This window comes from Paucibacter sp. KBW04 (assembly GCF_003852425.1).
GTDB lineage: Bacteria > Pseudomonadota > Gammaproteobacteria > Burkholderiales > Burkholderiaceae_C > Paucibacter_A.
In genome coordinates this window covers 196,733-221,279 of the sequence record NZ_QAJN01000015.1, presented here as the reverse complement: position 1 = coordinate 221,279, position 24,547 = coordinate 196,733, and the positions used below count along the sequence as shown (strand labels likewise).

21 protein-coding genes are annotated in these 24,547 nt (G+C 64.7%); 11 read left to right on the top strand and 10 right to left on the bottom strand.

Translation table 11 applies throughout. The features are described from left to right. Window positions 1-22 precede the first annotated feature (22 nt). Together DBR47_RS19310 and DBR47_RS19305 are read left to right on the top strand one after the other, a co-directional pair. Window positions 23-718, top strand: a complete 696-nt coding sequence (locus DBR47_RS19310; RefSeq protein WP_124453115.1) for a PEP-CTERM sorting domain-containing protein — start codon at window positions 23-25, stop codon at window positions 716-718. Window positions 719-778: 60 nt separating this feature from the next. Next, complete coding sequence (locus DBR47_RS19305) at window positions 779-1,675, top strand: urease accessory protein UreD (RefSeq protein ID WP_124453113.1); 897 nt, start codon at window positions 779-781, stop codon at window positions 1,673-1,675. A gap of 96 nt (window positions 1,676-1,771) precedes the next feature. On the opposite strand, the gene DBR47_RS19300 is transcribed toward DBR47_RS19305, so the two are convergent. The 6 genes from DBR47_RS19300 to urtA form a co-directional block, all read right to left on the bottom strand. Further along, window positions 1,772-2,290: an FxDxF family PEP-CTERM protein gene (locus tag DBR47_RS19300; protein WP_124453111.1), complete on the bottom strand. Its 519-nt coding sequence runs from the start codon at window positions 2,288-2,290 to the stop codon at window positions 1,772-1,774. A 194-nt stretch (window positions 2,291-2,484) separates the two neighbouring features. Beyond that, on the bottom strand, window positions 2,485-3,189 hold the full coding sequence (gene urtE / locus DBR47_RS19295) for an urea ABC transporter ATP-binding subunit UrtE (RefSeq protein ID WP_124453109.1): 705 nt from the start codon (window positions 3,187-3,189) through the stop codon (window positions 2,485-2,487). Between the two features lie 6 nt (window positions 3,190-3,195). After that, window positions 3,196-4,065: an urea ABC transporter ATP-binding protein UrtD gene (urtD, locus tag DBR47_RS19290; RefSeq protein WP_124453107.1), complete on the bottom strand. Its 870-nt coding sequence runs from the start codon at window positions 4,063-4,065 to the stop codon at window positions 3,196-3,198. After that, window positions 4,062-5,162, bottom strand: a complete 1,101-nt coding sequence (urtC, locus tag DBR47_RS19285) for an urea ABC transporter permease subunit UrtC (RefSeq protein ID WP_124453105.1) — start codon at window positions 5,160-5,162, stop codon at window positions 4,062-4,064. The genes urtD and urtC overlap by 4 nt, the downstream gene beginning before the upstream one ends. Window positions 5,163-5,169: 7 nt before the next feature. Next, entirely contained in the window at window positions 5,170-6,774 is a 1,605-nt protein-coding gene (urtB, locus tag DBR47_RS19280) for an urea ABC transporter permease subunit UrtB (protein ID WP_124453103.1), read from the bottom strand. Window positions 6,775-6,861: 87 nt separating this feature from the next. Beyond that, window positions 6,862-8,136 carry an urea ABC transporter substrate-binding protein gene (gene urtA, locus DBR47_RS19275; protein WP_124453101.1) on the bottom strand — a complete coding sequence of 425 codons (1,275 nt, stop codon included), beginning with the start codon at window positions 8,134-8,136 and terminating at the stop codon, window positions 6,862-6,864. A gap of 260 nt (window positions 8,137-8,396) precedes the next feature. On the opposite strand from urtA, the gene DBR47_RS19270 reads away from it, so the two are divergent. Together DBR47_RS19270 and DBR47_RS19265 are read left to right on the top strand one after the other, a co-directional pair. Next, window positions 8,397-8,915 carry a hypothetical protein gene (locus DBR47_RS19270; RefSeq protein WP_124453099.1) on the top strand — a complete coding sequence of 173 codons (519 nt, stop codon included), beginning with the start codon at window positions 8,397-8,399 and terminating at the stop codon, window positions 8,913-8,915. 13 nt (window positions 8,916-8,928) lie between these two features. After that, on the top strand, window positions 8,929-9,510 hold the full coding sequence (locus tag DBR47_RS19265; RefSeq protein WP_124453097.1) for an RES family NAD+ phosphorylase: 582 nt from the start codon (window positions 8,929-8,931) through the stop codon (window positions 9,508-9,510). Window positions 9,511-9,520: 10 nt separating this feature from the next. Here DBR47_RS19265 and DBR47_RS19260 read toward each other — a convergent pair whose 3' ends face one another. Further along, window positions 9,521-14,128 carry a right-handed parallel beta-helix repeat-containing protein gene (locus DBR47_RS19260; RefSeq protein ID WP_394342383.1) on the bottom strand — a complete coding sequence of 1,536 codons (4,608 nt, stop codon included), beginning with the start codon at window positions 14,126-14,128 and terminating at the stop codon, window positions 9,521-9,523. 18 nt (window positions 14,129-14,146) lie between these two features. Here DBR47_RS19260 and DBR47_RS25125 point away from each other — a divergent pair, with 18 nt between their 5' ends. From DBR47_RS25125 to ppk2, 3 genes are all read left to right on the top strand, one after another. Next, window positions 14,147-14,656: a hypothetical protein gene (locus tag DBR47_RS25125; RefSeq protein ID WP_231512406.1), complete on the top strand. Its 510-nt coding sequence runs from the start codon at window positions 14,147-14,149 to the stop codon at window positions 14,654-14,656. Then, entirely contained in the window at window positions 14,653-14,877 is a 225-nt protein-coding gene (locus tag DBR47_RS24740) for a hypothetical protein (RefSeq protein ID WP_197047164.1), read from the top strand. Before DBR47_RS25125 ends, DBR47_RS24740 begins: the two co-directional genes overlap by 4 nt. A gap of 142 nt (window positions 14,878-15,019) precedes the next feature. Next, on the top strand, window positions 15,020-16,261 hold the full coding sequence (gene ppk2, locus DBR47_RS19255) for a polyphosphate kinase 2 (RefSeq protein ID WP_124453093.1): 1,242 nt from the start codon (window positions 15,020-15,022) through the stop codon (window positions 16,259-16,261). A gap of 81 nt (window positions 16,262-16,342) precedes the next feature. Here ppk2 and DBR47_RS19250 read toward each other — a convergent pair whose 3' ends face one another. Then, window positions 16,343-17,362, bottom strand: coding sequence for a porin (locus DBR47_RS19250; RefSeq protein WP_124453091.1), 1,020 nt, complete (start codon window positions 17,360-17,362; stop codon window positions 16,343-16,345). A 288-nt stretch (window positions 17,363-17,650) separates the two neighbouring features. Between DBR47_RS19250 and DBR47_RS19245 the strand changes: the two genes are divergently transcribed. The 4 genes from DBR47_RS19245 (at window position 17,651) to DBR47_RS19230 (ending at window position 22,685) form a co-directional block, all read left to right on the top strand. Continuing rightward, window positions 17,651-18,295 carry a trimeric intracellular cation channel family protein gene (locus tag DBR47_RS19245; RefSeq protein WP_124453201.1) on the top strand — a complete coding sequence of 215 codons (645 nt, stop codon included), beginning with the start codon at window positions 17,651-17,653 and terminating at the stop codon, window positions 18,293-18,295. Window positions 18,296-18,362: 67 nt separating this feature from the next. After that, complete coding sequence (locus DBR47_RS19240) at window positions 18,363-18,740, top strand: BlaI/MecI/CopY family transcriptional regulator (protein ID WP_124453089.1); 378 nt, start codon at window positions 18,363-18,365, stop codon at window positions 18,738-18,740. Between the two features lie 73 nt (window positions 18,741-18,813). Continuing rightward, window positions 18,814-20,559, top strand: a complete 1,746-nt coding sequence (locus DBR47_RS19235; RefSeq protein ID WP_124453086.1) for a M56 family metallopeptidase — start codon at window positions 18,814-18,816, stop codon at window positions 20,557-20,559. 95 nt (window positions 20,560-20,654) lie between these two features. After that, entirely contained in the window at window positions 20,655-22,685 is a 2,031-nt protein-coding gene (locus DBR47_RS19230; protein WP_124453084.1) for a TonB-dependent siderophore receptor, read from the top strand. Window positions 22,686-22,705: 20 nt separating this feature from the next. Here DBR47_RS19230 and DBR47_RS19225 read toward each other — a convergent pair whose 3' ends face one another. Continuing rightward, window positions 22,706-24,007: a DUF2325 domain-containing protein gene (locus DBR47_RS19225; protein WP_124453082.1), complete on the bottom strand. Its 1,302-nt coding sequence runs from the start codon at window positions 24,005-24,007 to the stop codon at window positions 22,706-22,708. Between the two features lie 16 nt (window positions 24,008-24,023). Next, on the bottom strand, window positions 24,024-24,305 hold the full coding sequence (locus tag DBR47_RS19220; RefSeq protein WP_124453080.1) for a hypothetical protein: 282 nt from the start codon (window positions 24,303-24,305) through the stop codon (window positions 24,024-24,026). Between the last annotated feature and the right edge of the window lie 242 nt (window positions 24,306-24,547).

The window sequence follows — 24,547 nt, the reverse complement described above, 5'->3', positions numbered from 1 at the left end:
ATTTTTCGCCAAGGAGTTTCCAATGCAAAAGTCTTTCATCGCTCTCGCCTCCCTGCTGCTGTGCAGCCTGGGCGCGCAAGCCGCCGCCTCGCTGGGCAACAATCTCATCGCCAACGGCAATGCCGAAGCCGGTAGCGCCAGCGGCTGGACTGCCTTCGAGGGCACGGACCTGTTCCAGGCCGTCAAGTACGGCAATAACTGGGTCAAGCCCAATGAGCCGGGCCCGCTCAATCGCGGCAGCTATCTGTTTGCTGGCCAGTCCAGCCCCTTCTCGGCCGGATTCCAATTGCTGGACATTGGCAATCTGGCGGCTCAGGTCGGCACGGGCAAGCTGAGCTTTGATCTGAGCGGCTATCTGGGCGGCTGGACCAACCAGGGCGACAACGCTCAGCTTTATGTCTCCTTCATGGACGCGGCTAAGACCGAGATCGGCTCCGCCACCCTGGGCCCGGTCACTCCGGCCGACCGCGGCAACCAGACCGGCCTGCTGTTTCGCGAAGTCAGCGGCTATGTGCCCACCGGCACGACGCAGATCCAGCTCTCGCTCAGCATGGAGCGCCTGAACTCCAGCGACAACGACGGCTATGCCGACAACCTCGCCTTCGTCCTGCACGCCGCCGCCGTGCCCGAACCGCAAAGCTATGCCTTGATGGCCCTGGGCCTGGGCGCGCTGGGCTTGGTGGCGCGGCGCCGCAAGCAGCTGCAGCAACAGGGCTGAATAAGGCTGTCCTGAGATTCGAGCCGAAGACTCGGCCCGGATCTTGCTCACAATGCGGGGATGCAAACAAGCATCCCCGTTTCTGTTTCTGGCCCCACTTCCACCGCCCCGTCTTTGGGCTCGCGCTGGCGTGCCGAGCTGGATTTGAAGCTCAGTCTGGAAGGCGGCCGCAGTGTGGCGCGTTATCGGCACGATGGGCCGCTGCGCATTTTGCAGACGCTCTACCCGGAGGGTGGGGCGATTTGCCACAACGTGCTGGTGCATCCACCCGGCGGCTTGGTCGGGGGTGACACCTTGGCCCTGCGGGTGCAGGTGGGCGAGGGCGCGCACGGCCTGGTGACCACGCCGGGCGCCACGCGTTTCTACCGCAGCGAGGCGGGTGCCGTGGCGCGGCAGCAGCTGCATGCCGATCTGGCCGCGGGTGCGCGTCTGGAATGGTTGCCGCTGGAGGCGATTGCCTACCCGGCTTGCGATGCGATCAACGAGGCTCGTTTCACCCTGGCGCCGGGGGCGGAGTTGCTGGCCTGGGACATCACCGCCCTGGGCCTGCCAATGGCCGGAGCGCCTTTTGACCGAGGCCGCTTTGCTCAGCATCTGGAGCTGAGCGGCGTTTGGCTGGAGCGCGGCCTGATTCGCGCAGACGATGAACTCTTGATGAACGGCCGCCTGGGCCTGGCCGGGCGGCGCTGCCTGGCGACGCTGGTGTTCGCCTGTGGCGAGGCCATGGCCAAGCCGCGTCAACAGCGGGCACTGGAGGCGGTGCGGGCGCTGATCGAGGCCAGTGAGGGCGGCAGCCTGCTGGCGGGGGCCACGGCGGCTCACCCTCAGGTTTTGCTGCTGCGCGCGCTCAGCGATCTGAGCGAGCCCAGCTTGCAGTTGCTGCGCCAATGCTGGGCGGTTTGGCGGCAGGAGTTGTGGGGTTTGCCTGCTCAGCCACCACGCTTGTGGGCGATGTAGTTAAGGCCAAGGATAGGCTGGCCCAACAAAAAAGCCCGCGGGCCTAGGCTGCGCGGGCTCTTCAAAAATCTGCAGCAGCGTGGCTGCTGCAGAAACTCAGCCTTGCAGGCCGCGACGGCGTGCCACCAGGCCCACCACGCCCATGCCGGCCAGCAGCAAAGCGTAGGTGCTGGGCTCGGGGATGGGGGCCAGCGGAGCGCTGGTGATGTTGACCGTGCCGTTGAAGGCACCGCCCAGGGCCAGGCCCGTGACGGTGAAGTGGTGCACGCTCTTGCCCAGATCGCTGGCTTTGAAGTACCAGTTGTCAAAGCCGACAGGCGATTGGGTCGAGTTGAAATTCAGCACGGCGGTGAAGGCCTTGCCATCGAAGCTCGCGCCGGTGATGTCAAAACCCGCGCCCAGACCGAAGCTGGAAGACAGGGTGATGAACACATCACCGTGGGTGCTCAGACCGCTCAGGTCAAAGCTGAAGTCATTTTGGCCATCCTTGCCGGCGAAGGAGGCCGAGCCGCCCTTGCTGTCCCAGCTCAGGGGAATAGCGGTAGCCGCCATGGCGCTAGAAGCCATCAGGCCGCTCATCGCAAGCGCCAACAGAGTTTTGGTCTGGTTGTTCATCACACACTCCCTTGCATTGGATTTGTATTCGACATTGCTGCGCGGCCTAACAACTAGGCCCAGCTGAGCAACTGTCGACTTTGAAGCCCTAGGAGGGTGAAGTCAAGGTTAACCCGGGGGCACCCCCTAGGATGAGGGGAGGCGCGTTTCATACTGCGGTAAATGTGAGCGTTAGGGCTGGGGGACTGTTGTTATTAGATAGACACCAACCGCCTAACCCCGCGGCTCAGCATCTCGGCCTTGCTGCCCTGAGAGATCACCGCACCCCGCTCCAGCACCAGATAGTCGTCGGCCAGTTCCTCGGCAAAGTCGTAGTACTGCTCGCACAGCAGCACGGCCATGCGTTGACCGTTCAATCCCTCATCGGCTAACTTTCTAATCACCCGGCCGATGTCCTTGATGATGCTGGGCTGTATGCCTTCGGTGGGTTCGTCCAGGACTAGCAATTTCGGCCCGGCGGCGAGTGCGCGTGCGATGGCGAGTTGCTGCTGTTGGCCGCCAGAGAGATCGCCGCCGCGCCGGTGCAGCATTTGCTTGAGCACCGGGAACAGCTCAAACAATTGCGGCGGCAGCGGTGTGCCGGCGGGCTTGCTGGCCAAGCCCATCAAGAGGTTTTCTTCCACCGTCAGGCGACCGAAGATCTCGCGGCCTTGCGGCACATAGCCGATGCCGGCGCGCGCGCGCTCGTAGGGCGTGGCGCGGGTGATGGGCTGGCCGTCAAACTGGATGTCGCCGCTCTTGATGGGCACCACGCCCATCAAGGACTTGAGCAAGCTGGTCTTGCCCACGCCGTTGCGGCCGAGCAAGACGGTGACGCGGCCCGTCTGGGCGCTGAGCGACACATCGCGCAGGATATGGCTGCCGCTGTAGTACTGCTGGATGTTCTTGGCTTCTAGCATTTTGGTTTAGCGCCCCAAATAGACTTCGATCACGCGCTCGTCCGCCTGCACCTGGGCCAGCGAACCCTCGGCCAAAACGGCACCCTCGCACAGCACCGTCACCTTCTCCGCGATGCGGCCCACAAAGCCCATATCGTGTTCGACCACGATCAAGGTGTGCTTGCCCTTCAGCGTGAGGAAGAGCTCGGCCGTGCGCTCGGTCTCCTGGTCGGTCATGCCGGCCACCGGCTCGTCCAGCAGCAGCAGCTTGGGGTCTTGGATCAAGAGCATGCCGATCTCCAGCCATTGCTTTTGGCCGTGGCTCAAGAGCCCAGCGGGGCGGTGGCGCTCCTCGCTGAGTTGGATCAGCTCCAGCACTTCGGCCAGGCGATCACGCTGCAGGCCACTCAAGCGGTGCCAGAGGGCCGCGGCCACGCCGCGCGGGCCGCTGAGGCAGAGTTCGAGGTTCTCGAACACGCTCAGGGCCTCGAACACCGTGGGTTTTTGGAACTTGCGGCACAAACCCATGGAGGCGATCTCGGCCTCGCTATGGCGCAGCAGATCGATGGTGCTGCCGAAGAAGACTTGACCCGAGTCGGGCCGGGTCTTGCCGGTGATGATGTCCATCATCGTGGTCTTGCCCGCGCCATTGGGGCCGATGATGCAGCGCAGCTCGCCGGGCGCAATGTCCAGCGAGAGCTTGTTGATGGCGCGAAAGCCGTCGAAGCTGACGCAGACCTCTTCCAGATAAAGAATGCGGCCGTGGCTGAGGTCCAGGCTGCCGGGTTCGTGGACTCTGGAGTAACCCGCGCTGCGGTCGCCGGAGGATTGCTCGGCCGCAGGCGGCGCCTTTTTTTGCAGCCTTTGCAGGCCTTGTTCCATCAGCTCGGGCGTCATGGTTTTTTCGCGAGTACTTTGTTGAACAGGCCGGCCAGGCCCTGGGGCAGGAACAGGGTCACGGCGATGAAGAGCGCGCCCAGAAAGTAGAGCCAGAACTCCGGCGCGCTGACGGTCAACCAGCTCTTGGCGCCGTTGACGAGGAAGGCGCCGGCGATGGGGCCCAAGAGCGTGCCACGCCCGCCCACGGCGGCCCAGACCGCGATCTCGATGGAGTTGGCCACATTCATCTCGCTGGGGTTGATGATGCCTACTTGGGGCACATAAAGCGCTCCGGCGATGCCGCACATCAGGGCCGAGAGCGTCCAGATCGTCAGCTTGTAAGGCAGGGGTGAGTAGCCACAAAACATCAGCCGGGATTCGGCGTCACGCACGGCCTGCAGCACCCGGCCGAATTTGGAGCGCGTCAGCCACAGGGCCAGCAGATAAAAGCCCAGCAAGGCCAGGCCCGTTAGCACGAACAGCGTCATGCGCATGGCCGGGGTGGCAATTGCCATGCCCAGGATGCGTTTGAAGTCGGTGAAGCCGTTATTGCCGCCAAAGCCCGTCTCGTTGCGGAAGAACAGGAGCATGGCCGCGTAGGTCAGGGCCTGGGTGATGATGGAGAAGTACACGCCCTTGATGCGCGATCGAAAGGCGAAGTAGCCAAACACGCCGGCCACGGCACCGGGCACGAGCACGATCAGGGCCAGGGTGGCGGGGAAGCTGTCGCTCAATTGCCAGAACCAAGGCAAGGTCTTCCAGTCCAGAAACACCATGAACTCGGGCAATTCGCTGCCGGTCTGGCGCATCAGATACATGCCCATGACATAGCCGCCCAGGGTGAAGAAGAGGCCGTGGCCCAGCGACAAAATGCCGGCAAAGCCCCAGATCAAGTCCATGGCCAAGGCGCAAATCGCGTAGCACATGATCTTGCCAACCAGGGCCACGAGGTAGTCGCTTAGGTGCAGGGGGCTATCGGCCGGGATTAGCAGATTGAGGGCGGGCACCACCGCGCAGACCAGGACCAAGGCGAGGGCATAGCCCGCCCAGCCACGGCGGCTCAACAAGGGCTGGGGGGTGTCGAGGAAGGAGGATTGAGAAGGGGAGGTCGTCATGATGAGATCAGTCCTGAGCCGCACGGCCTTTGACGGCGAAGATGCCTTGCGGGCGCTTCTGGATGAAGACGATGATGAAGATCAGCACGGCGATCTTGGCCAGCACCGCGCCCACCACGCCCTCCAGCAACTTGTTCACCAGGCCCAGGCCCAGGGCGGCGTAAACGGTGCCGGCCAGCTGGCCCACCCCGCCCAAGACCACCACCATGAAGGCGTCGACGATATAGCTCTGACCCAGGTCCGGGCCCACATTGCCCACCTGGCTGAGCGCGCAGCCGGCCAGGCCGGCGATGCCTGATCCAAGGGCAAAGGCATAGGTGTCCACTCGGGCGGTGTTGACGCCGGTGCAGGCCGCCATGCTGCGGTTTTGCGTGACGCCGCGCACGAACAGACCCAGGCGGGTGCGCTTGATCAACAAGCTCATGCCGCCCAGCACCAGGCCGGCGAAGACGATGATGAGCAGGCGGTTGTAGGGCAGGCTTAAGTTAGGCAATAGCTGCAGGCCGCCGCTCATCCAGGCCGGGTTTTCCACCCCGACGTTTTGCGCGCCAAACAGGCTGCGCACCGCTTGCATCAAGACCAGGCTGATGCCCCAGGTGGCCAGCAGAGTTTCCAGCGGGCGGCCGTAGAGCCAGCGCAGAACGGTGCGTTCCATCACCGCGCCGACGCCCGCCGAAGCGAGAAAGGCCAGCGGCAGGGCGGCCAGCAAGTAGTAATCGAAAGCCGCCGCGGGCAGGTAGTGACGAAAGCCCAGCTGCACCAAATAGGTGGCATAGGCGCCGATCATCATCAGCTCGCCATGGGCCATATTGATCACGCCCATCAGGCCATAGGTGATGGCCAGGCCCAGGGCCACCAGCAGCAGAATGCTGCCTTGGCTCAGGCCGGTGAAGAGGGCGCCCAGGCGCTCGCCCCAGGCCAGGCCTTCGCGCACCTTGCGCAAGGCGGTCTGCAGATCGGCCTTGACCATGGCGTCGGGCTCGACGGCGATGCGCTCGTTCAGCAGCAGCTCGGTGGCGGGGGTGCGGGCTTGTTCGGCCAAGTCTTTGGCGGCTTGCGAGCGCAGGGCCGGGTTCTCGCTGTTCAGCAGGGCGGCGGCGCGGGCCAGCTGCAAGGCGGCGCGGACCTCGGCGGAAGACTCTTTGGCCAGGGCGCGGTCCAGCAGGGCGAGGCGGGCCTCGCTGGGCTCTTTGGCCAGGGCTTGGGCGGCGGCCAGGCGCTCCTCGGGCTTGTCGCTGAAGAGCTTGAGGGCGGCGAGCGCGGTGTCTAACTCGCCGCGCAGGCGGTTGTTGAGCATCACCTCCTCGGCCTGAGCGAGTGCGTCGGCGGGCAGGGTCAGGTCTTGCCCGCTGAGGGCGTCTTGCGCCGAAGCGCCATCGGCCGAGATGATCAAGAGCTGGTCTTTGTAGATGCGTACCGAATCGGCGGCCAGGGCTTGCAGCAAGACCTGGGTGCGTGCATCGGGTTCCAGAATCGCCTGGTTGAGCGCGGCAATGCGGGCCTCGGGCTCGCCCTGCACCAGGGCCAGGGCGGCGGCCGGGCTCAGCGCCTGGGCGCCTTGCCAGCCAAGCGCCAGCGATAGAAAGAGGAGTAGAAATCTCAGGCGCAACATGGCTGGGGCCCGGCGCCTGGGCGCCGGGCAGATCGAGAGTGCGAGGAAAGAAAGGCGGTTTGAGAAGCGCCGTGCTTGCTTGCTTACTTACTTCTTGGCCGGCTCGTCGGCCTTCTTGTCATTGCCTTCGATGTATGGGCTCCAAGGCTTGGCCTTCACCGGGGCCGGGGTCTTCCAGACCACGCCGAACTGGCCATCGGCCTTGATTTCACCGATGAACACCGATTTGTGCAGATGGTGGTTCTTCTCATCCATCTTGGAGGTGATGCCCGAGGGTGCGGTGAAGGTCTGGCCGGCCATGGCGGCAATCACCTTGTCCACCTCGGTGCTGCCCGCCTTCTCCACCGCCTGCTTCCACATATGGATGCCGATGTAAGTGGCTTCCATCGGGTCATTGGTCAGGGGCTTGTCCTTGTGGCCGGCGATGTTCTTGGCCTTGGCGTAATCGCTCCACTTCTTGATGAAGGCGGTGTTGGCCGGGTTCTTGATGGACATGAAGTAGTTCCAGGCCGCCAGATGGCCCACCAGCGGCTTGGTGTCCACGCCGCGCAGCTCTTCCTCGCCGACCGAGAAGGCGACGACTGGCACATCCTTGGCCTTCAGCCCAGCATTGCCCAACTCCTTGTAGAAGGGCACGTTGGAGTCACCGTTGATGGTGGAGACCACGGCGGTCTTGCCGCCGGCCGAGAACTTCTTGATGTCGGCGACGATGGTTTGGTAATCGCTATGGCCAAACGGCGTGTACTTCTCGTCGATGTCGCTGTCCTTCACGCCCTTGCTCTTGAGGTAGGCGCGCAGGATCTTGTTGGTGGTGCGGGGGTAGACATAATCGGTGCCCAAAAGCACCCAGCGCTTGGCCCCGCCACCGTCCTTGCTCATCAGATAGTCCACCGAAGGAATGGCTTGCTGATTGGGCGCGGCACCGGTGTAGAACACGTTCTTGCTCAGCTCCTCACCTTCGTACTGCACCGGGTAGAACAGCAGGCCGTTGAGCTCTTCAAGGACGGGCAGCACCGATTTGCGCGAGACCGAGGTCCAGCAGCCGAAGATCACCGAGACCTTGTCTTGCGTCAGCAGCTGCTTGGTTTTCTCGGCGAACAGCGGCCAGTTGGAGGCGGGGTCCACGACCACGGGCTCCAGCTTCTTGCCCAGTACGCCGCCCTTGGCATTGATCTCATCGATGGCCATCAGCACCGTGTCCTTGAGCACGGTTTCCGAGATCGCCATGGTGCCCGAGAGGCTGTGCAGCACACCGACCTTGATGGTGTCGGCGGCAGCCGCCGACAGGCTGGTGAAAGAGATGCCGGCCAGGGCGGTGGCGGCGGCCAAGGCTTTGAGGGTGAAGCGGCGTTGTTCTTGCATGGTGGGGAACTCCTGGATGGGGTGAGCGAAGCGAACGGGGGGACCGAAATCCTCGGAAGAGACGAGTCCATGCTAGGGAGCGAGGGGTGGGCGGCATATACGGCGGATGGCGTACGGCGGGCCGGGCACTGACGCAGCGTTGGCAAAAGCCGGCTCGGGCTGGCATAATCCAACTTTACGAACCTTCCGAACTTGTCGGCGTCCACGCGGCGTGCCAAGACTTGCCGGAAGTCAGTCAGGAAGAAAGGCAGCCGTTCCCCATGAAAAGCTCCGTCCAGAGTTCAGCCCTTGGCTCGGTGGCCCCTGGCCGTGCCGTGGCGCGCGGCAGCGCCGCCACTGCTACTTCTTCAGCGCGTACCCCACGCGCGCCGCAGCGGCCGTCGCCCTATCTGTCCAGCGTGCAAACCAAGGCCTTGTTTGCCAGCAGCCTGGCCGCCCGTATGGAGCGCCTGAGCGCCGAGGACATGGTCTCGACCGACGAGGCGGCGGCCCTGGCCGGCACCACTCGCGTCACCATCAACGCCTGGATCGCCAAGGGCCGTGCCATCGGTCTGACGCAGACCCGCCGCGGCTTTCGCCTGCCGCGCTGGCAGTTTGAGCCGCAGTGCTGGGCCGCGCTGCCGGCCTTGTCTCAAGCTTTGGGCACGGTGGAAGGCTGGGCCTTGCTGGCCTTTCTGGAGACGCCGCTGGGCGGCCTGAGCGGCAAGACGCCGCGTCAGGCCCTCGAGCAAGGCCAGTTGGAGCGGGTGCTGGCCTTGGCCGGCGTCGAGGCCAGCTGAGTTCAATTGAGCCGTGAAACTCGCCAGCCTTCAGTACGCGCCGCAGTCCGATCTGAGCGCCGGCCAAGCCTTGTTCCGCATTCAGCTGGCGCGTGCCCGCCCAGACACGGTGCGCATCGGCGCCCTGCGCTTGGCGCCCAGCCATTTGCTCTCGGGCCGCTTTGATCTGCCCGGCGTGCCGGTCGGCTATTTCGCCGAAAGCCCCGAGGCCGCGGTGTTCGAATCGCTCTGCCGCCGTGAGACCACGGCCGTGTCCTTCACCCAGCTAGAGAAGCGCTCGCTGCTGTGCTTGCAAACCCTTTCGGGCATGAGCTTGCTCGACCTGCGCCCACACGCTTCCAGTTGGCCGGTGCTGCAGTCCCTGCGTTTCAAGCACACCCAGGCGCTGGCGCTGGACGCCTATCGCCACGGTTTTGAGGGCATCGTCTATCGCTCAGCGCAGCAATTCGGGGCCGATTGCTATGCCTTGTTCGGCGAGGCCCTGAGCCAGCTCAAGCCCGCTTGGTCTGAGCGTTTGGTGGAAGCAAGTACGGGCAATCTGCATGGGGTGGTGGCGGGGGCTTTGGTGGGGAGCGCTTTGGATTTGATGCCTTGAAGGCAATCGATTAGGTGCCAGGATTGTCTTCTCGCAACTCCCAGTCTTCGGCGTCTGCTCCCTGACTCAACTCGCGGTTGATCGCGCCATGGGTGCCCATCGCCAAGCCTTCGATACCTTCGGCGCTTGCGGCGCGACGCAGCTTGGTCAGGCGAGCGTCTGCCTGAGCGATAGCTTCGGCCAAAGTCTGGCGAGCGAGGGGTTCTCGCAGCAAGCGGGCCGCCCAGTTGCAAACGGGCGTTTCACCCAATGGCTGCCAGTCGGGCAGCTCTTCAGTCGGCAACTCAGGCGGCAAAGCATCGGCCAGCACAAGCAGGCCATCCGCCACTTCGCCCAAGGCCTCGGCCAGATTGCTGCCCTCAGTTACATGGTGACGCACGCTCGCCGTAGCCATTCGGCCCAGCAGCCCCAGCAAGAGCATTGGGCGGCCTGCCAGAGCCGCGCAGGCACCGCTGAGTTCGGCCTCGGTCTTGGCCGCCTTCAAACGGTGCCAAGCCGTCGCGGCCCTGGCCGCTACGCGATCGCGCAGGGCCTGGTGGATGGCATCCGGCAGCGCCGCCCATTCCTGGCGGCGAAGGCTGTCCAGCACCTCAGCCGCGGTGGCTGCGCCGCAAACTGCGAGTTGATCGGACAAGTCCCGGAAGTCCCCAGCCAGCTCAGCCCAAATTTTTGGCACCGATTTGTCCAAGGGCTCGGCCAGGGCCTTGGCGAGCAGGGGCTTAGGACCGGCCTCTTCGCTATAGCGTTCTTCGGCGCGAAGCAACACACCCGCCAAGCGGAGGCGGTCCGCCTTTTCTAGCTCGCGTCGGCCGGCCTCAGCGTAGATGCCCACCATGCGCCAGTCGCTGCGCAGCTGGGCGTCGTCTCCACTGCCTCCCAGCTGCCCCCGCTCCAGGGCGAGGTCGAGTGCGGCCTCCAGGTGCAGCAGGCCGCGCTGCAGGGCCGTGCGATCCGTCGGTTCCGTGCCGCGCCAAGCGCGCCAGTGGCGCCGCGAGCTGCGCAGGTGTTCGCGCTCCGCGCCAGCCAGCAGCTTGGCCAGATAGCTGTCGGCCGACGTTCCCCTTTGCTGCTGAAAATAGCCCTGTAGTGCCGCAGCCAAGGCGCGCCGCCAGCCGGCCCGGCCCACCCAGGCCATGCGCTGGCCGTGAGGCCCCTTCACCAGCAGCAAGGCGGTGCCAAGTTGCGTCGCCTTGTCCTGCTTCTCCAGCCAGTTGTCTCCGGGCACCCGTCGATGGCCGGGCAGGGCCCAGAGCAGGCGTTGCCATCTTCGCCAGACGCTTTCTGCGATATGGCTATAGCTCTGATTGGCGCGCCACAGCGTCAGGTGGGCATGGGCGGTAGAACCCAGCACCAGTAACGGGTGCAGATCGCAATCGGTGGCTTTGCCCAGTGTGTTGGCCGCTTTTTCGTCCTCGCCCTCACTCCTTGGCCATCCCAGCAAAGCGCTCAATCGAACCAAGGCCTCGGGGCCGACCTTGTCTTCGCCGCCGGTCGGCAAGCCGATGGAAGTTGGGTCGTGGATCAGCCAGGCCTGCGGTGGCCAAGCTTGGCCGGGTGTGAACCAGGTATCCAGAAAGCCTCCCGTCACCATGGCCAGCCCCGGCATCTGCATCACCAGCAGCAAGTGATGGCGGCGCGGGCATAGCGCCATCACTTGGCGCATCTCTTCTTGCTGGGCGGGGCTGGGTGCGTCCACACCGCGCACCAACACCAGCGTCAAGGGCCAGCGGCGGCGCCATAGGGGAGCGAACAAGGGTTCGCCGTAGAGCTCGCGCCGCAAGCAACTGCGGGTGGCGCTGGCGCTTTGCAGCCACCAGGACAGAACCCGTCGCAACCATTGCGGCATGGGCACGGCTTCGGCCGCGTCCTTCAAGCCGAGACAGCCCATGACGATCTTCGTCAATGCACGCAAAAACATTGACGCCGGGTTCAGGGGTTCCGGCAAGAGGCGTGTCAGCGGCGGCAGCAGCAAGACAACGACCAACAGCAGGTTGACTAATGTCTTCCAGTCATCCAGCGGAAAGCCTGCGCTCCACACCGCGCTCACCGCCTCACGCAGCTTGCCCCAGGCCGCCATCTCGCCTGGGGCGGCCAACAGCTGGGTAAGTGCCGGTGCCAGAGGGCTAGCCCCAGCCGGAGCCAGCCACCACGTGACAAAGGCCAAACCAAGGCCCGCTATCAATAGCGAGATAACCACTGCGTCCAGCGGCGCTTGCAGCCAGGCGCGCAAAGCCTTCAAACATTTTTGAAGGGGGGTGCAGCCTCGCAGCAGCGAAGCCACGAGGAAGCCCGTTTCGCCAGCGGGGCCAGTCCCGCCCGCGTCATGGCCCAGGCCGTCCAACACCATCAGCCGAAAGCCCTGCGCCGCCCCGCGCGGGCCCTGCCGGTGGCCCAGGGCTGCGCGCTGCCTTTTCTTGTCTTGCAACCAAGCGTCCAGCGCTGGCGTATCCGCCGAAACCAAGGCCACCGGCTCACGCAGCGCCTCGATGGGTTCGCGCTTCGGGCTGCGTTTGCCCCGGCGTGCGTGCTCCAGTGCCCCCACCCGGGCCAACAGCGCGTCCAGCATGGGCAGGCCCGGTGCGGGCGATTGGGTGGCTCCCTCGCTAAGCAGCTGAACAAGTCGTGCACGCGCAATCTGTACAGCCCCGCCCCGCGTTTCCTGCGCCTTCAGCGTGAAGAGATGAGGCACTTTCTCCAGATCGGGTACCGGTGTTGACCCCAGCCTCGGCTCGCGTCGCCGCCCGCCCTGCCAGCTTGCGAGGCAGTGCGCGCAGCCACTCCACACAAAGTCCGCCAGCCGGTGGCGCAGCTCGGGTTCGGGACCCGCACGCAGCCAGGCCGCCAGCGGATGAGCCGCATGATGGGCAAGACGCAGCTCATGGGGCGGCACCTGGGGTAGGGTGTGGTGATGGGTGATCGTGACGGCTGGGCTGGTTTGGCGAACCACCTCATTGTTTGCTTTGTTGCCCCAGCACTCATTGTTTTCTGCCTGGCCGTTGCTGGAAAAGAAGATGATGCCAGCCAGTTCATTGTCATGACAGCGATTGCCTCGCAGAGTTACCTTGTTGGGGCCGCCGCGCGAATCGGGGCTAGGCTGAACGACAATACCGCTGTGCGTTCGACAACCCCAGCACTCGTTGTATTCGGCCAAGCCATTGCTGGAAGCGAAGACGATGCCAGCCTGTTCGTTGTCATGGCAGCGGTTGCTGCGCAGAGTCACCTCGCTGGGGGAATCGGCGAAATCGGCGTCATGCTGGACGACGATACCGCTGCGCGTGCGACTGCCCCAGCACTCGTTGTATTCGGCCAAGCCCTTGCTTGAATCGAAACTGATGCCATGGCGCTCGTTGTCATGGCAGCGATTGGCGCGCAGAGTTACCTCGCTGGGGGCGCCGGGTGAATCGCTATCTCGTTCGACGGCGATGCCGCATCTCTTCCGACTGCCCCAGCACTCGTTGTATTCGGCCAGGCCCTTGGCAGAAATGAAGCAGATGCCATCGAGTTCGTTGTCATGACAGCTGTTGCCTCGCAAAGTTACCTCGCTGGGTGCATCGGACGAATCGCGATCTGGTTGGACGACGATGCCGCCGCGCGCACGACTGCCCCAGCACTCGTTGTATTCGGCCAAGCCCTTGGCGGACGAGAAGCAGATGCCAGCGTGTTCATTGTCATGGCAGCGATTTCGGCGCAAGACTAGGTCGTTAGGGGCGTCGCACGAATTGGAGTCGCTAAAGATGAAGATGCCGCTGCCGTCGCGGCTGCTCCAGCACTCGTTGTCTTCAGCCAGGCCCTTGCAAGAAGTGAAGTGAATGCCATGAATCTCGTTGTCGTGGCAGCGATTGCCGCGCAGAGTTACGTCGCTGGGGGCACCGGGCGATTTGGCGTCGTGCTGGAGGAAGATACCGCTGCCTGTGCGACTGCCCCAGCACTCGTTGCCTTCGGCTAGGCCCTTGGCGGAAAAGAAGGAGATTCCATCGAGTTCGTTGTCATGACAACTGTTGCCTCGCAAAGTTACCTCGCTGGGGGCGTCGCACGAATTGGGGTCACGCTGGACGAATATGCCGCTGCGAGTGCGACTGCCCCAGCACTCGTTGCCTTCGGCTAGGCCCTTGGCGGAAAGGAAGGAGATTCCATCGAGTTCGTTGTCATGACAGCTGTTGCCTCGCAAAGTTACCTCGCTGGGGGTGTCGTACGAATTGGGGTCACGCTGGACGAAGATGCCGCTGCGTGTGCGACTGCCCCAGCACTCGTTGTATTCGGCCAAGCCATTGCTGGAAGCGAAGACGATGCCAGCCTCGTTGTTGTCATGGCATCGATTACCTCTCAGCGTTACCTCGCTGGGGGCGTCGAGCGAATTGCTATCTCGTTGGACGACGATGCCGCTGTTCTTGCGGCTGCCCCAGCACTCGTTGCCTTCGGCCAGACCCTGGCTGGAAAGAAATCTGATGCAGCTATACAAGGCATCGCTTACCGTGCAGGCGCGCACGAACAGATGTGAGGCCAGATCAAGTGCACCGGCGCTGCGTTGCGCCCGAATGCCGTTTCGCCCACCGATGAGGGAACATTCGCGCACTTCACCCTGGGCTGACCTGAAGAGGATGCCAGCACGATCAGGCACGTCCTCATCGCTGCATCCATGGATGCGACAGCCCTCAACCAAGACTTCCTTGGCGCGATCCACATCGATGGCGATGCCAGCCAAACCAAGACCATCGAACTGGCAGTCAATCACTCGAGCGCCGACGCAGGGCGCGATACGCAGCAGGGTCTGCCCGGCAGCGTGAGCCTCGACGCGAAGGCCGCTGAGGGTGACGCCGTCAGCGGCGATGAGGATGGCCGGCTCGGAAGAAGTGCAAACGATGCTTGTGCCGGGTTCGCCCACGAGCGTCACGCCGGCGGGTGGCTGAAGCGGCTGTGGGCCGGCAATGCGACCGGCACCGAGCCGCAAAACGCCCCCCTCACAAGCCTGCGCCAAAGCGGCCTGCAGGTCACGCCAGGCGCTCGGCGCCGAGGCGTCTATGCGCCATTCCATGTCTACCCTCCCCACTTCGACGTGAGCCGCCTGACGGCCTTGTACGGTTTTGTAGCAGCCTCGCTTGGGGGCGACCAGCAGGGATTGCACTGCCGCTGTGACAAGGGCGCTTGAATCTCACCCAGCGCAGCCGCCAACTTCCGTACTTGGCACGCTTCCTGCAAAGTCAAAGTATCTTCAGTTGTCTCCTCCACCGCCCCTGGGTGGATTTCAAGCCCCTGGCCACAAGCCAGGGGCTTTTTTTGTCTGCCTGTGGAGAAGCGGGCATGGCCTTGGTGCAGGCGCTGGCGGTTTTGCACCAGAAGGGGTTTGCGAAGCACCGAAGCGGCCTGTGAACAATGTCCGGGATGCAGTCGTCAAGCGTGGGATATCCATGTGCACATGCCGTTCAATCTTGAGTTGCATCAAGGACAGGCCCCTGCGAAAGTGTCAATGTGACAGGTTCATGACCGATCAACCCTCAACGCTGAAGACACCATGAGTACAAACAGCCCTCGTCCTGCGCGGACCGGCCGCGCCAAGGCGGCCGATTCGGCCAAGCGCCTCGCCGTCAACGGTGTGGGCAAGAAGAAGTCCACGCTCAATGGTCTTGCCAACACAAGCGCCCCCAAACCCCGACGCAGCCGCAGCGGTGACACGGCGGGTTCGCTGGACCAGGATCGCATCGCTCGCCATGTGGTGAAGGACGCGGTGGAAAAAGCCCAGGCGCGGGAGCTGGTGGCGCTGAAGGATGTGATGGTCAACGGGGGGGCGGACGCGGTGGCGAACTCGGTGCGTGCCATGGTGGCCGGCGCCTCGCCCGACGATGCCAAGGCCTTGCGCCAGGCCTTGCTGGCCGAGCTGCACCCCGGCCCCGTCAGCGCGGGCTTGATCAACCCGGATGACGAGTTGTCGGCGCACTGGCGCAGTGGTGCCTACCCCTACAAGAACCTGATGTCCCGCAAGGCTTACGAGAAGCAGAAGTACCGCCTGCAGGTGGAACTGCTGAAGCTGCAGGCCTGGGTCAAGGCCACGGGAGCCAAGGTGGTGGTGCTGTTTGAGGGGCGTGACGCCGCGGGCAAGGGCGGCACCATCAAGCGCTTTATGGAGCATTTGAATCCTCGCGGTGCGCGCGTCGTGGCGCTGGAAAAACCCAGCGATGTGGAGCGCGGCCAGTGGTACTTCCAGCGCTATGTGCAGCATCTGCCCACGGCGGGCGAGATCGTCATGTTTGACCGCAGCTGGTACAACCGCGCCGGCGTTGAGCGGGTGATGGGTTTTTGCACCAATGACGAGTACAACGAGTTCATGCGTCAGGCGCCCGAGTTCGAGCGCAATCTGACCCGCTCAGGCATGCATGTGATCAAGTTCTGGTTCTCGGTCAGCCGCGAAGAGCAGCGCCGCCGTTTCAAGGAGCGCGAGGCGCACCCGCTCAAGCAGTGGAAGCTGTCCCCCATCGACAAGGCCTCGCTGGACAAATGGGAGACCTACACCAAGGCCAAGGAGGCCATGTTCTATCACACGGACATTGCCGAGGCGCCCTGGACGGTGGTCAAGTCCGATTGCAAAAAGCGCGCGCGCCTGAATGCCATGCGCCACATCCTGCATCAGCTGCCCTATACCAACAAAGACCTGGACAAGATCGGCCAGCTGGACCCGCTGCTGGTGGGCCGGGCCAATGTGGTCTATGAGCGCGGCGAGGGCCACACGCACGGCCATTTCGAGCCGCTCAAGCCCTGATGCTTTGAGCTGACAAACAACAAGGCCACGGAGCTGCGAGCCCCGTGGCCTTGAGTTTTTCAAGCCTGCAGAACAGCCGGCTTAGAAGCGGTGCACGATGCCCATCTCCAGCGCGGTCGAGCTGCCGCCGGGCAGCACGGCCAAGTCACCGGTCGCCAGGCTGGCCTTGGTATTCGTCATATGCGAGACCGAGGAGTAGAGCGCTGTGCGCTTGGACATGTCGTAGAGGTAGCCCAGGGTCAGCTGCTTGCTGTCGCCGTACATGGCGTTCTCGGCCGCGGCATTGCCATCCACCATGGCGTAAGAGGCGCGGATGGTGCCGTGAGCGCTGACCGGCATATGGGCGCCGATGGTGTAGATGTTCTGCTTCAGATCCTGGAACTTGTTTTCCGACACCGAGGCCATGGTCTTGACGACGCCAAAGTCGTAGGAGCCGCCGATGGAGGTCTGCTTGTACTTGCTGTTCAGCGTGTTGGTTTCGCCGTAGGAGGCACTCACCTTGGCGGCACCCTGGCTCCAACCCAGGCGAGCACCGGCGTACTTCTTGCCGTCCGCGCCTTCGCCTGCGGCCATGCTCACATTGCCGAAGAAGCCGCCTTGCGTCGTCGGCATGTAATAGGCCACCGTGTTGTCCGTGCGGCTCATGGTTTCGACCTTGCTGCCCAAATCGGAATGCAAGGTGGTGACCGCGCCCACGCCATTGCCGTTGAAGGCGTCGTAGTCCAGATAGTTGTCGTAGCTGGGCGTGGTGAAGCGGCCCAGGCGCAGCTCACCGAAGTTGCCGGCCAAGCTGATCGAGGAGCGGCCATGCCACTGCCTGCCGGAGCTATTGATGCTGCCGTCATCGGGGTTGAAGCGATGCTCCAACCAGAAGCCTGCCTTCAGGCCGCCGCCCAGGTCTTCCCAGCCGCGCAGGCCCACGGTGCTGCTGTCCTTGCCGTCGGTGCCCAGGCGCGTGGTGTTCTGGCCATTGGCGTCGGAGTAACGCACATTGGCGTCCACCGTGCCCCACAGGGTAACGGAGGATTGGGCCGTGGCCGCCAGCGACAAGGTGCCGAGAGTGCCCAAGGCAGCCAGCCGAACAATCGATGTCTTTTTCATGAGTTTTGATCTCCTCTGGATGGAGCGGCCCGCCGGGGTTCCGGTGATGGGGGCTGCGAAAGGCCGCCAGTATTGAAGCGTTTGCCGCCTCCTGAGCGGCGCTGTACAGAGCTCACACAAAGCGCCCACGGCCGCAGCACAATGGCCCGACAAGGCCTGCACCGCGCCTGAACAAGCCCGCTACACAAGGGGCTTGTGATGGGGATTCACACGGGCTAGGCGAGAGTCCCGCGACAATGCGGCCCGGGCTTGCGAGGCAAGCCGCTGAACCTTGAATTGCTCCTCATGATGAATAACGCGGTGATCGATCACTACGGCCTGATGCTGCGCATGGGCATCGAGTTCTCCGCCACCTTGGCTTTTGCCATCTCGGGCATCCTGGCCGGCGCGCGCAAGCACCTGGATCCGGTCGGTGTCTGCGTGGTGTCCTTCCTCGCGGCCTTTGGCGGCGGCACCTTGCGCGACCTGCTGCTGGACCGGCGGCCTTTTTACTGGGTGGAGAGCGTCAACGTCGTCTGGCTGATCTTTGCCATCGCCTTCGGTGCCGTGCTTTTCATGCGCAAGCGCCACTACGAACCCACCCGCCGCCTGATCCAGGTCCCCGATGCCCTGGGCCTGGGCCTGTTCGCCACTGTGGGCGTGGACGCCGCCCAGGCCGCGGGCATGCCGGCCCTGATCTGCGTGCTGATGGGCGTGATCACCGGCGTCTTCGGCGGCGTGCTGCGCGACATCGTCTGCAACGAGATCCCGCAAGCCTTCAGCGACCACCAGCCCTATGCCTTGCTGGCCTTTCTGGGCGGCTGGCTTTATCTGCTGCTGGAGCAGCTCAAGGCGCCCGATTGGCTGAGCCTGTTCGCTTGCATCTTCTTCATCGCCGGCAGCCGCTTTGTGGCCATTTGGCGCGACTGGCGGCTGCCGGGCTGGCGCGCCTAAACGCCTGCGCTGCCGGTTCAGAATAAATGTTCTAGACATTTTGTTCTAGAACATTTATTCTGCATCCATGAGCACCCCTGCCCCCAAACCCACCGCCGCTGAACTTGAGCTCTTGCGCACCCTGTGGCGCATAGGCCCGGCCAGCGCCAAGCAGACCCATGAAGCCCTGAGCGCCGAGCGCCCCGAGCTGAACGAGGCCACCGTGCTGCGCCAGTTGCAGCTCATGCACACCAAGGGCTTGCTCAAGCGCGATGAGGGCCAGCGCCCCCATGTCTACGCCCCCGTGCATGCGCAAGACCAGATGCAGACTCAGATACTGAAAGACCTGGTGTCCAAGGTGTTCGCGGGCTCGGGCAAGGACCTGGTGATGGCAGCGCTGCGCACGCAAGTCAGCAAGAAGGAGCGGGCGGAGATCGCCAAGCTCTTGGAAGGGGATAAGTCGTGAGCGCCGCGCCGGGCCGCCCCAAGCAAGCTCGCTCCCGCTTGGCGGGACAGCGCGTAGCGCGGAGGGTGCCCCAATGAGCGCCTGGGCCTATGCCCTAGGTTGGGCCTTGCTGCATTTTCTGTGGCAGGGCTTGCTGATTGGCGGCATCACGGCGCTGCTGCTGCATGCGCTGCGCCGGGCCAGTGCCAGCAGCCGCTATGCCTTGTGTGGCGCGGCCCTGCTGTTGTGCGTGGCTTTGCCGCTGCGGCATGTTTGCCTGACGCTGGCTGAGCTGCAAGCGCCTCTGACTTGGCAAGAGAGCCTCAGGCTTGCGGAGCTGTCGCCTTGGCTGCTGCGTCTGCAAGCCGCCATGCCTTGGCTGGTGGCGGCTTGGGGCCTAGGTGTGGCGTTGATGTTCACCCGCTTGAGCCTGGGCTTGATCTGGGTGGCGCGCCTGCGCCGCCTGCCCGAGCAGGTGGAGGCGGCCTGGCAGACGCGGCTGGACGGCTTGGCCAAGGACATGGGCCTGCGCGGTCGTGTGCTGCTGCGCGTGGTGAAAGCTAACTTGCCCAGCCCGCTCACGGTGGGCTGGTGGCGGCCGGTGGTGATCGTGCCGGCCTGCCTGCTCACCGGCTTATCGCCCGCGCTCTTGGAGGCTTTGCTGGCCCATGAGCTGGCCCATGTGCGGCGGGCCGACTATCTCTTCAACATCGTGCAAGGTGTGGTCGAGGCCTTGCTGTTCTTCCACCCGGTCGTGTGGTGGCTGTCACGCCGCATGCGCGCCGAGCGCGAGCTGATCGCCGACGCCCTGGCCGCCCAGGTCTTGAGCGAGCCGCGCCAGCTGGCCTTGGCACTGAACGAGCTGGCTCAGGGCCTGAGCCACCCCCAGCCCGCCCTGGCCGCCAACGACGGCGAGTTGCTGAGCCGTATCAAAGGCCTGCTGAGGCCCGAGGCCCAGCGGCCCGGCTGGCGCTTGCTGGCCAGTGCCCTGGCCTTGGCGGGCACGGCCTTGATGGTGCAAGCGCAAACACAGGAGCAGGAACACCCGACCCCGACGGTCGCCGAGCGGCCCAGCCCCGTGGCTTCACTCGGGCCTATCCTGGTCAGCGCCAAACACATGCTGGTGGTGGACGATGCCAGCGGCCAGGTGCTGGCCGCCAAAGACGCCGAGGCCGTCGTGCCCGTGGCCTCCATCAGCAAGCTCATGACCGCCATGGTGGTGCTGGACAGCGGCGCCGATATGGACGAGCCCTTGCGCATCACGCCCGCCTTGGTGGCCCAGCACCGCTTCAGCAATGCGGGCCTGAAGGCTGGTACGCGTTTGACGCGCCGCAGTGCCCTGACTCTCACCCTGCTGGCCTCGGACAACCGTGCCGCCGAACTGCTGGCGCAGAGCTACCCCGGTGGACTGTCTGCTTTTGAGCGCGCCACCGTGGCCAAGGCGCAGGCACTCGGTTTGAGCCACACCGATTTGCGCGATGCCAGCGGGGCCTCGGACGCCAACCGCTCCACCGCGCAAGAAGTGGCGCGCTTGCTGAGTGCGGCCGAGCGCTACGAGGCCATTGCCCGCATCACCAGCGGCGGCCAAGCCAGCGTGCCCTTGAACGGCCGCCCGGCCCTGATGCACAACACCAATCCCTTGGTCGGCGATCCGGGCTGGAACTTCCAGCTCTCCAAAACTGGCTCCTCGCAGGCCGCCGGCGGCTGCATGGCCGTCAAGATCAAGCTGGATGGCAAGCCGCATACCGTGGTGCTGCTGGCCTCGGCCGACCGGCAAGAGCGCGTGCGTGATCTGCAAGCCATACGCCAGGCCCTAAGCCAAGCGTTCAGCGGCGGCTGAGCCGCTTCTTCTCTCCCTCCCTCTCATTCCCCAGCGTTCAGCCACCCGGCCACCGTGCCCAGGGTTGGCGGAGCGCTGCCTGCTTCCTGCAAAAAATGCGACTCACAGCTCTGCTTTTGCTATCCCTGCTGACGCCCGATGTCGGCGCCACTGAAACCCTGGATGCGGTCCGAATCCAAGCACAGCGCCAGGACGCCCGCGTCACCGAGACCCAGGGCAAGATCGTCATTCAGCAGGCCGAGTTGCTGCGCCTGGGTGACAGCCAGTTGAGCGAGGCCTTGAAGCGCCTGCCCGGTGTCAGCAGCACGCCCGGCCCGGTCGGCCAGCCGCCTGTTTTGAGCCTGCGCGGCCTGGGGGCGGGCTATACCCAGATCTTGCTGAACGGGCGCAAAGCGCCGCAAGGCTTCTCGCTCGACGAGATCGCACCCGAGCAGGTCGAGCGGGTAGAGATTCTGCGCGCCAGCGGCAGCCAGCACAGCGCCGAGGCCTTGGCGGGCAGCATCAATATCGTGCTCAAACCCGCCAGCGCCAAGCCCGGTCAGCAAGCTCAGGCCGAGTACGCGAGCAGCCCGGCGCAGACCCAGTCCCGGCTGCAGGCCTCGGGCAGCGGGCCTTGGCCGGACTCTGCCGCCAGCTTTGCTTGGGCGGCCCAGCTCTCGCGACGAAGATTCGAGCAGCTGATTCGCAGCGACGAGCAGGGCAGCTTCGGTCAGCATCAGACCCGCGAGCAGCGAGAGGGCGTGCTCGATGTGCTGAGGCTGGCCCCTCAGTTCAGTGCCAGCGACGGTAGCAAATGGGCGGGCAGCCTGGAGTTGGGTCGCCTGCGGCGCGACTCCGCATTTCAAACCTTGACGCAGGCAGGCCGCCCCCCTGTCTACCCACAGCACCACGAAGCCTATGCCCAGCGCTATCACAAGCTGCGAGCCGAAGCTTCGCAAACCTGGCTGCTCAGCCCCGAGAGTGAGCTGAGCCTGGAACTGGCTGGGGGCCTGCATCGACAGCACGCCGACTTCACCGATGTCGGCGCCAGCCTGGACGACCACACCTGGGGTGATCTGCGCCAGGGCGATATCAGCGAGCGCCTGCAGCTCAGCCTGGACGCGGCGGCGGATCACCGGCTCAGCCTGGGCAGCGAGGCCAGCTTGCAAGCGCGCCGCGAGACGCGCTTGCAAACCTTGGCGGGCTTTTCCGACAGCGCCCTGGACGCCTCGGCCCGGCTGGCGCGCGCGGCCCTGTTTGTGCAAGACGAGTGGACGCTTTCACCCAAGGTCTCTTTGAGTGCGGGCCTGCGCTGGGAGCATCTGCTCACCCGCAGCGAGGCGCAAACCCACAGTGCGCAGCTGCTCTTGCCCAGCGCGCAGCTGCGTTGGCAGCTGCCGCAAGCCCAAGGCCGTGTTCGCCTGGCCCTGGCGCGCAGCTTTGCCGCGCCGACGGCGGCCGAGCTTCTGCCCCGCCCCTTCACCAGCACCAATAACAGCCCCTTGACGCCCGACTACCAAGGCAATCCAAATCTGCGCCCCGAGACCGCCTGGGGCCTGGATCTCGCTTACGAGCGCGAGGCCGCCACCGGCCATAGCTTCAATCTCGGCCTGTTCGCGCGCCGACGGCAGGATCACAAAATGGTCGAGCTGGTGCAACAGGACTATCGTTGGATCGAGCGCCCGGCCAATATGGGTGCGGCCCAGACCTGGGGGATTGAATCCGATGGTCGCTGGGTGGCCGGCCTTCTACTTGCGCTGCGCTACAACCTCACTTACAGCTGGACCCGGCGCGAGGCCTTGCAGCACAGCAGCTGGGGCGACAGCGCCAACTGGCAGCTCAATCTGGGCCTGGATCTCAAGCTGCCCCAAGCCTGGACCCTGGCCGCGAGCTTCAAGACGGGCAGCACGGGCTGGAGCCCCGACTCGCTCAGCTCACGCAGCCAAAGCCGGGGTGTACGGGAGTTGGACCTGAGCGCCTCGCGCAGCCTCGGCCCCAGCAGTACCCTGCGCCTGAGTCTGGCCAATGCCTTGGCGACTGGGTTTTGGGAGCGCAGCCAGTGGCAGCAAGGCGAGCAGTCCCAGGAACAGATCAAGCAGCGCGCCCAGCCCCTGCAGCTGAAGCTGGGGCTGGAGTGGCGGGGTTGATGGTGAGCTTGGCGGCGAGCTCAGTCCTTCTCGCTCAAGGCCTTGTGGCTGTTGGCCGCGCACACCTCCGTCAAAGCTTTTTTGAGCGCTGACAAGCTGGGCGTTTCGACAAACACGCATTGCTTGCCGGTGCGCTTGCAATGGTCCTTGACTCGCCAGTAGGCGTTGTGGCTGACGCAGCCGGTTTGGCAGATCACCAGATCGGCGGCGGCAAGCGTGGCGTCCAGCCTTGCGGGGTTGTCTTCCTCGCCGCCATCGTGGTGCAGAAAGCGACCGCCGGTTTGCTCGATCACCCGCTGGTAGATGGGCACGCTGGCCGGTCGGCCACCGACGCAGAGCACGGCGCGCTGCTGCAGCGTGGGGTCAGGTCTTGCCTGCGCGCAAGCGCCCTCCGACGCGCATTGCGGCGCGGGCGCTTGCTCACGCAAAAGTTGCAGCGCCGCCTCGGCCGCGTCGGCGCGCAGGGTTTGTTGGCGGGCCTCGCGCTGGGCGGCTTGCAGGGCGGGCTCCAGCACCTCCAGGCGCTGGGCCTGCTGCTGTTGGCGTCGCTCGCGCGCCTGGCGCAGGGCGGGTTGTTCGATCTCGGCTTGCAGGGCTTGCAATTGCTCCAGGGTTTGGGCCAAGACACTGCGGCAGCTGATCAGCTCGGCGCGGCTGCGCATCAACATCGCCTCTTGCGCCTCCTGCTGGCGGGCCTGGGCGGCGGCAAGCTTTGCATGGCGCTGCTGAGCCTGGGCCAGCTCGCGGCCCAGCACGGCATTTTCCTGTAGCAAGGCCTCGAAGCGGCCCTGGTCCACCCGAGCACCGACGCCGATCTGGTGCTGCAGCATATGCACCTGGCCCAGCACCTTGTGCTCCAAAGCCTCGTCGCAGCGGGCATGGGTGATCACGGCCCAAAAGCTCCCGGCCAGGTCACGACTGCTGTTCTGGGCTTCGCGCCACCACTGCGCCAGGGCCTCAGCATGCTTGAGCTTGGCCGTGGCTTGTAGGCTGAGCGTGTAGCGACGGTCCAGCTCTTTTTGCAGGGCATCGGCCATCTTGCTGCGCAAGCGGCATTCGGCGATCACGCCGCAATGCAGTTCGTAGTCCTCGGCCTGGACCTGGCCGCCCATCACCTTGTCGGCCAGGCGGCGCAGGGCCGGCATGGGCATACAGACGCCGATGACGGGGCAGAGTGCATGCGAGCCTAACTCCCATAGACGACGGCGTCGGGACGAAGAGGCGGGGTTTGGCGGCGCGGCAAGCTCTTGCGCAAGCTCCTCGTGCAGGCCGCTGATCAGCAGGGCGCTGCTGTGGGGGCAGTCTTCCTTTTTCTCACACATGGCGCGGCTCCCGGCCTCAGTGCAGGGCTTCGCCCGGGCCGCTGCTGGCCTGGGCTTCGGCTGTGATGCCGATGCGTTCGGGCGCGGCCGTGGCGGGGGGGCGCAACTCGCCCAAGGCCAGGCCCAGCAGCTTGTGCAGCTCTTGGAAGGCCCCGGGCTCCAGGCGCAGGCTGAAGCAGTTGAGGTGCAGGGTCAGCACGCCGCAGGGGCAGAGGCTGACGGCGCCCACGCCATTGCTGGCCAGGGGCAGGGCGGGGCCATGGCCGCCACTAGGGTTTGAGCTGTGTTGATGGTCCAAGAATGCAAAGCCTCCAGAGCGAGCCGGCTAAGCCTGCGCACACCTCCGTATCGGAGAGGTGCAAGGGCTGGAGCTGGCGGGCAGGAGGCTGGCTGTTCCGGGATTCGCGGTGAGAAACTAGTTTAATGCGAATGAATCGCATTTGCAATGAAGGGGGGCTTTGTGGCTTCGAACTTGTCCGTGAATAGCAGGGTTGAGGATGGCGAGGCGATTTGGATGCAGAGCAAGGCGCAAACCACAGC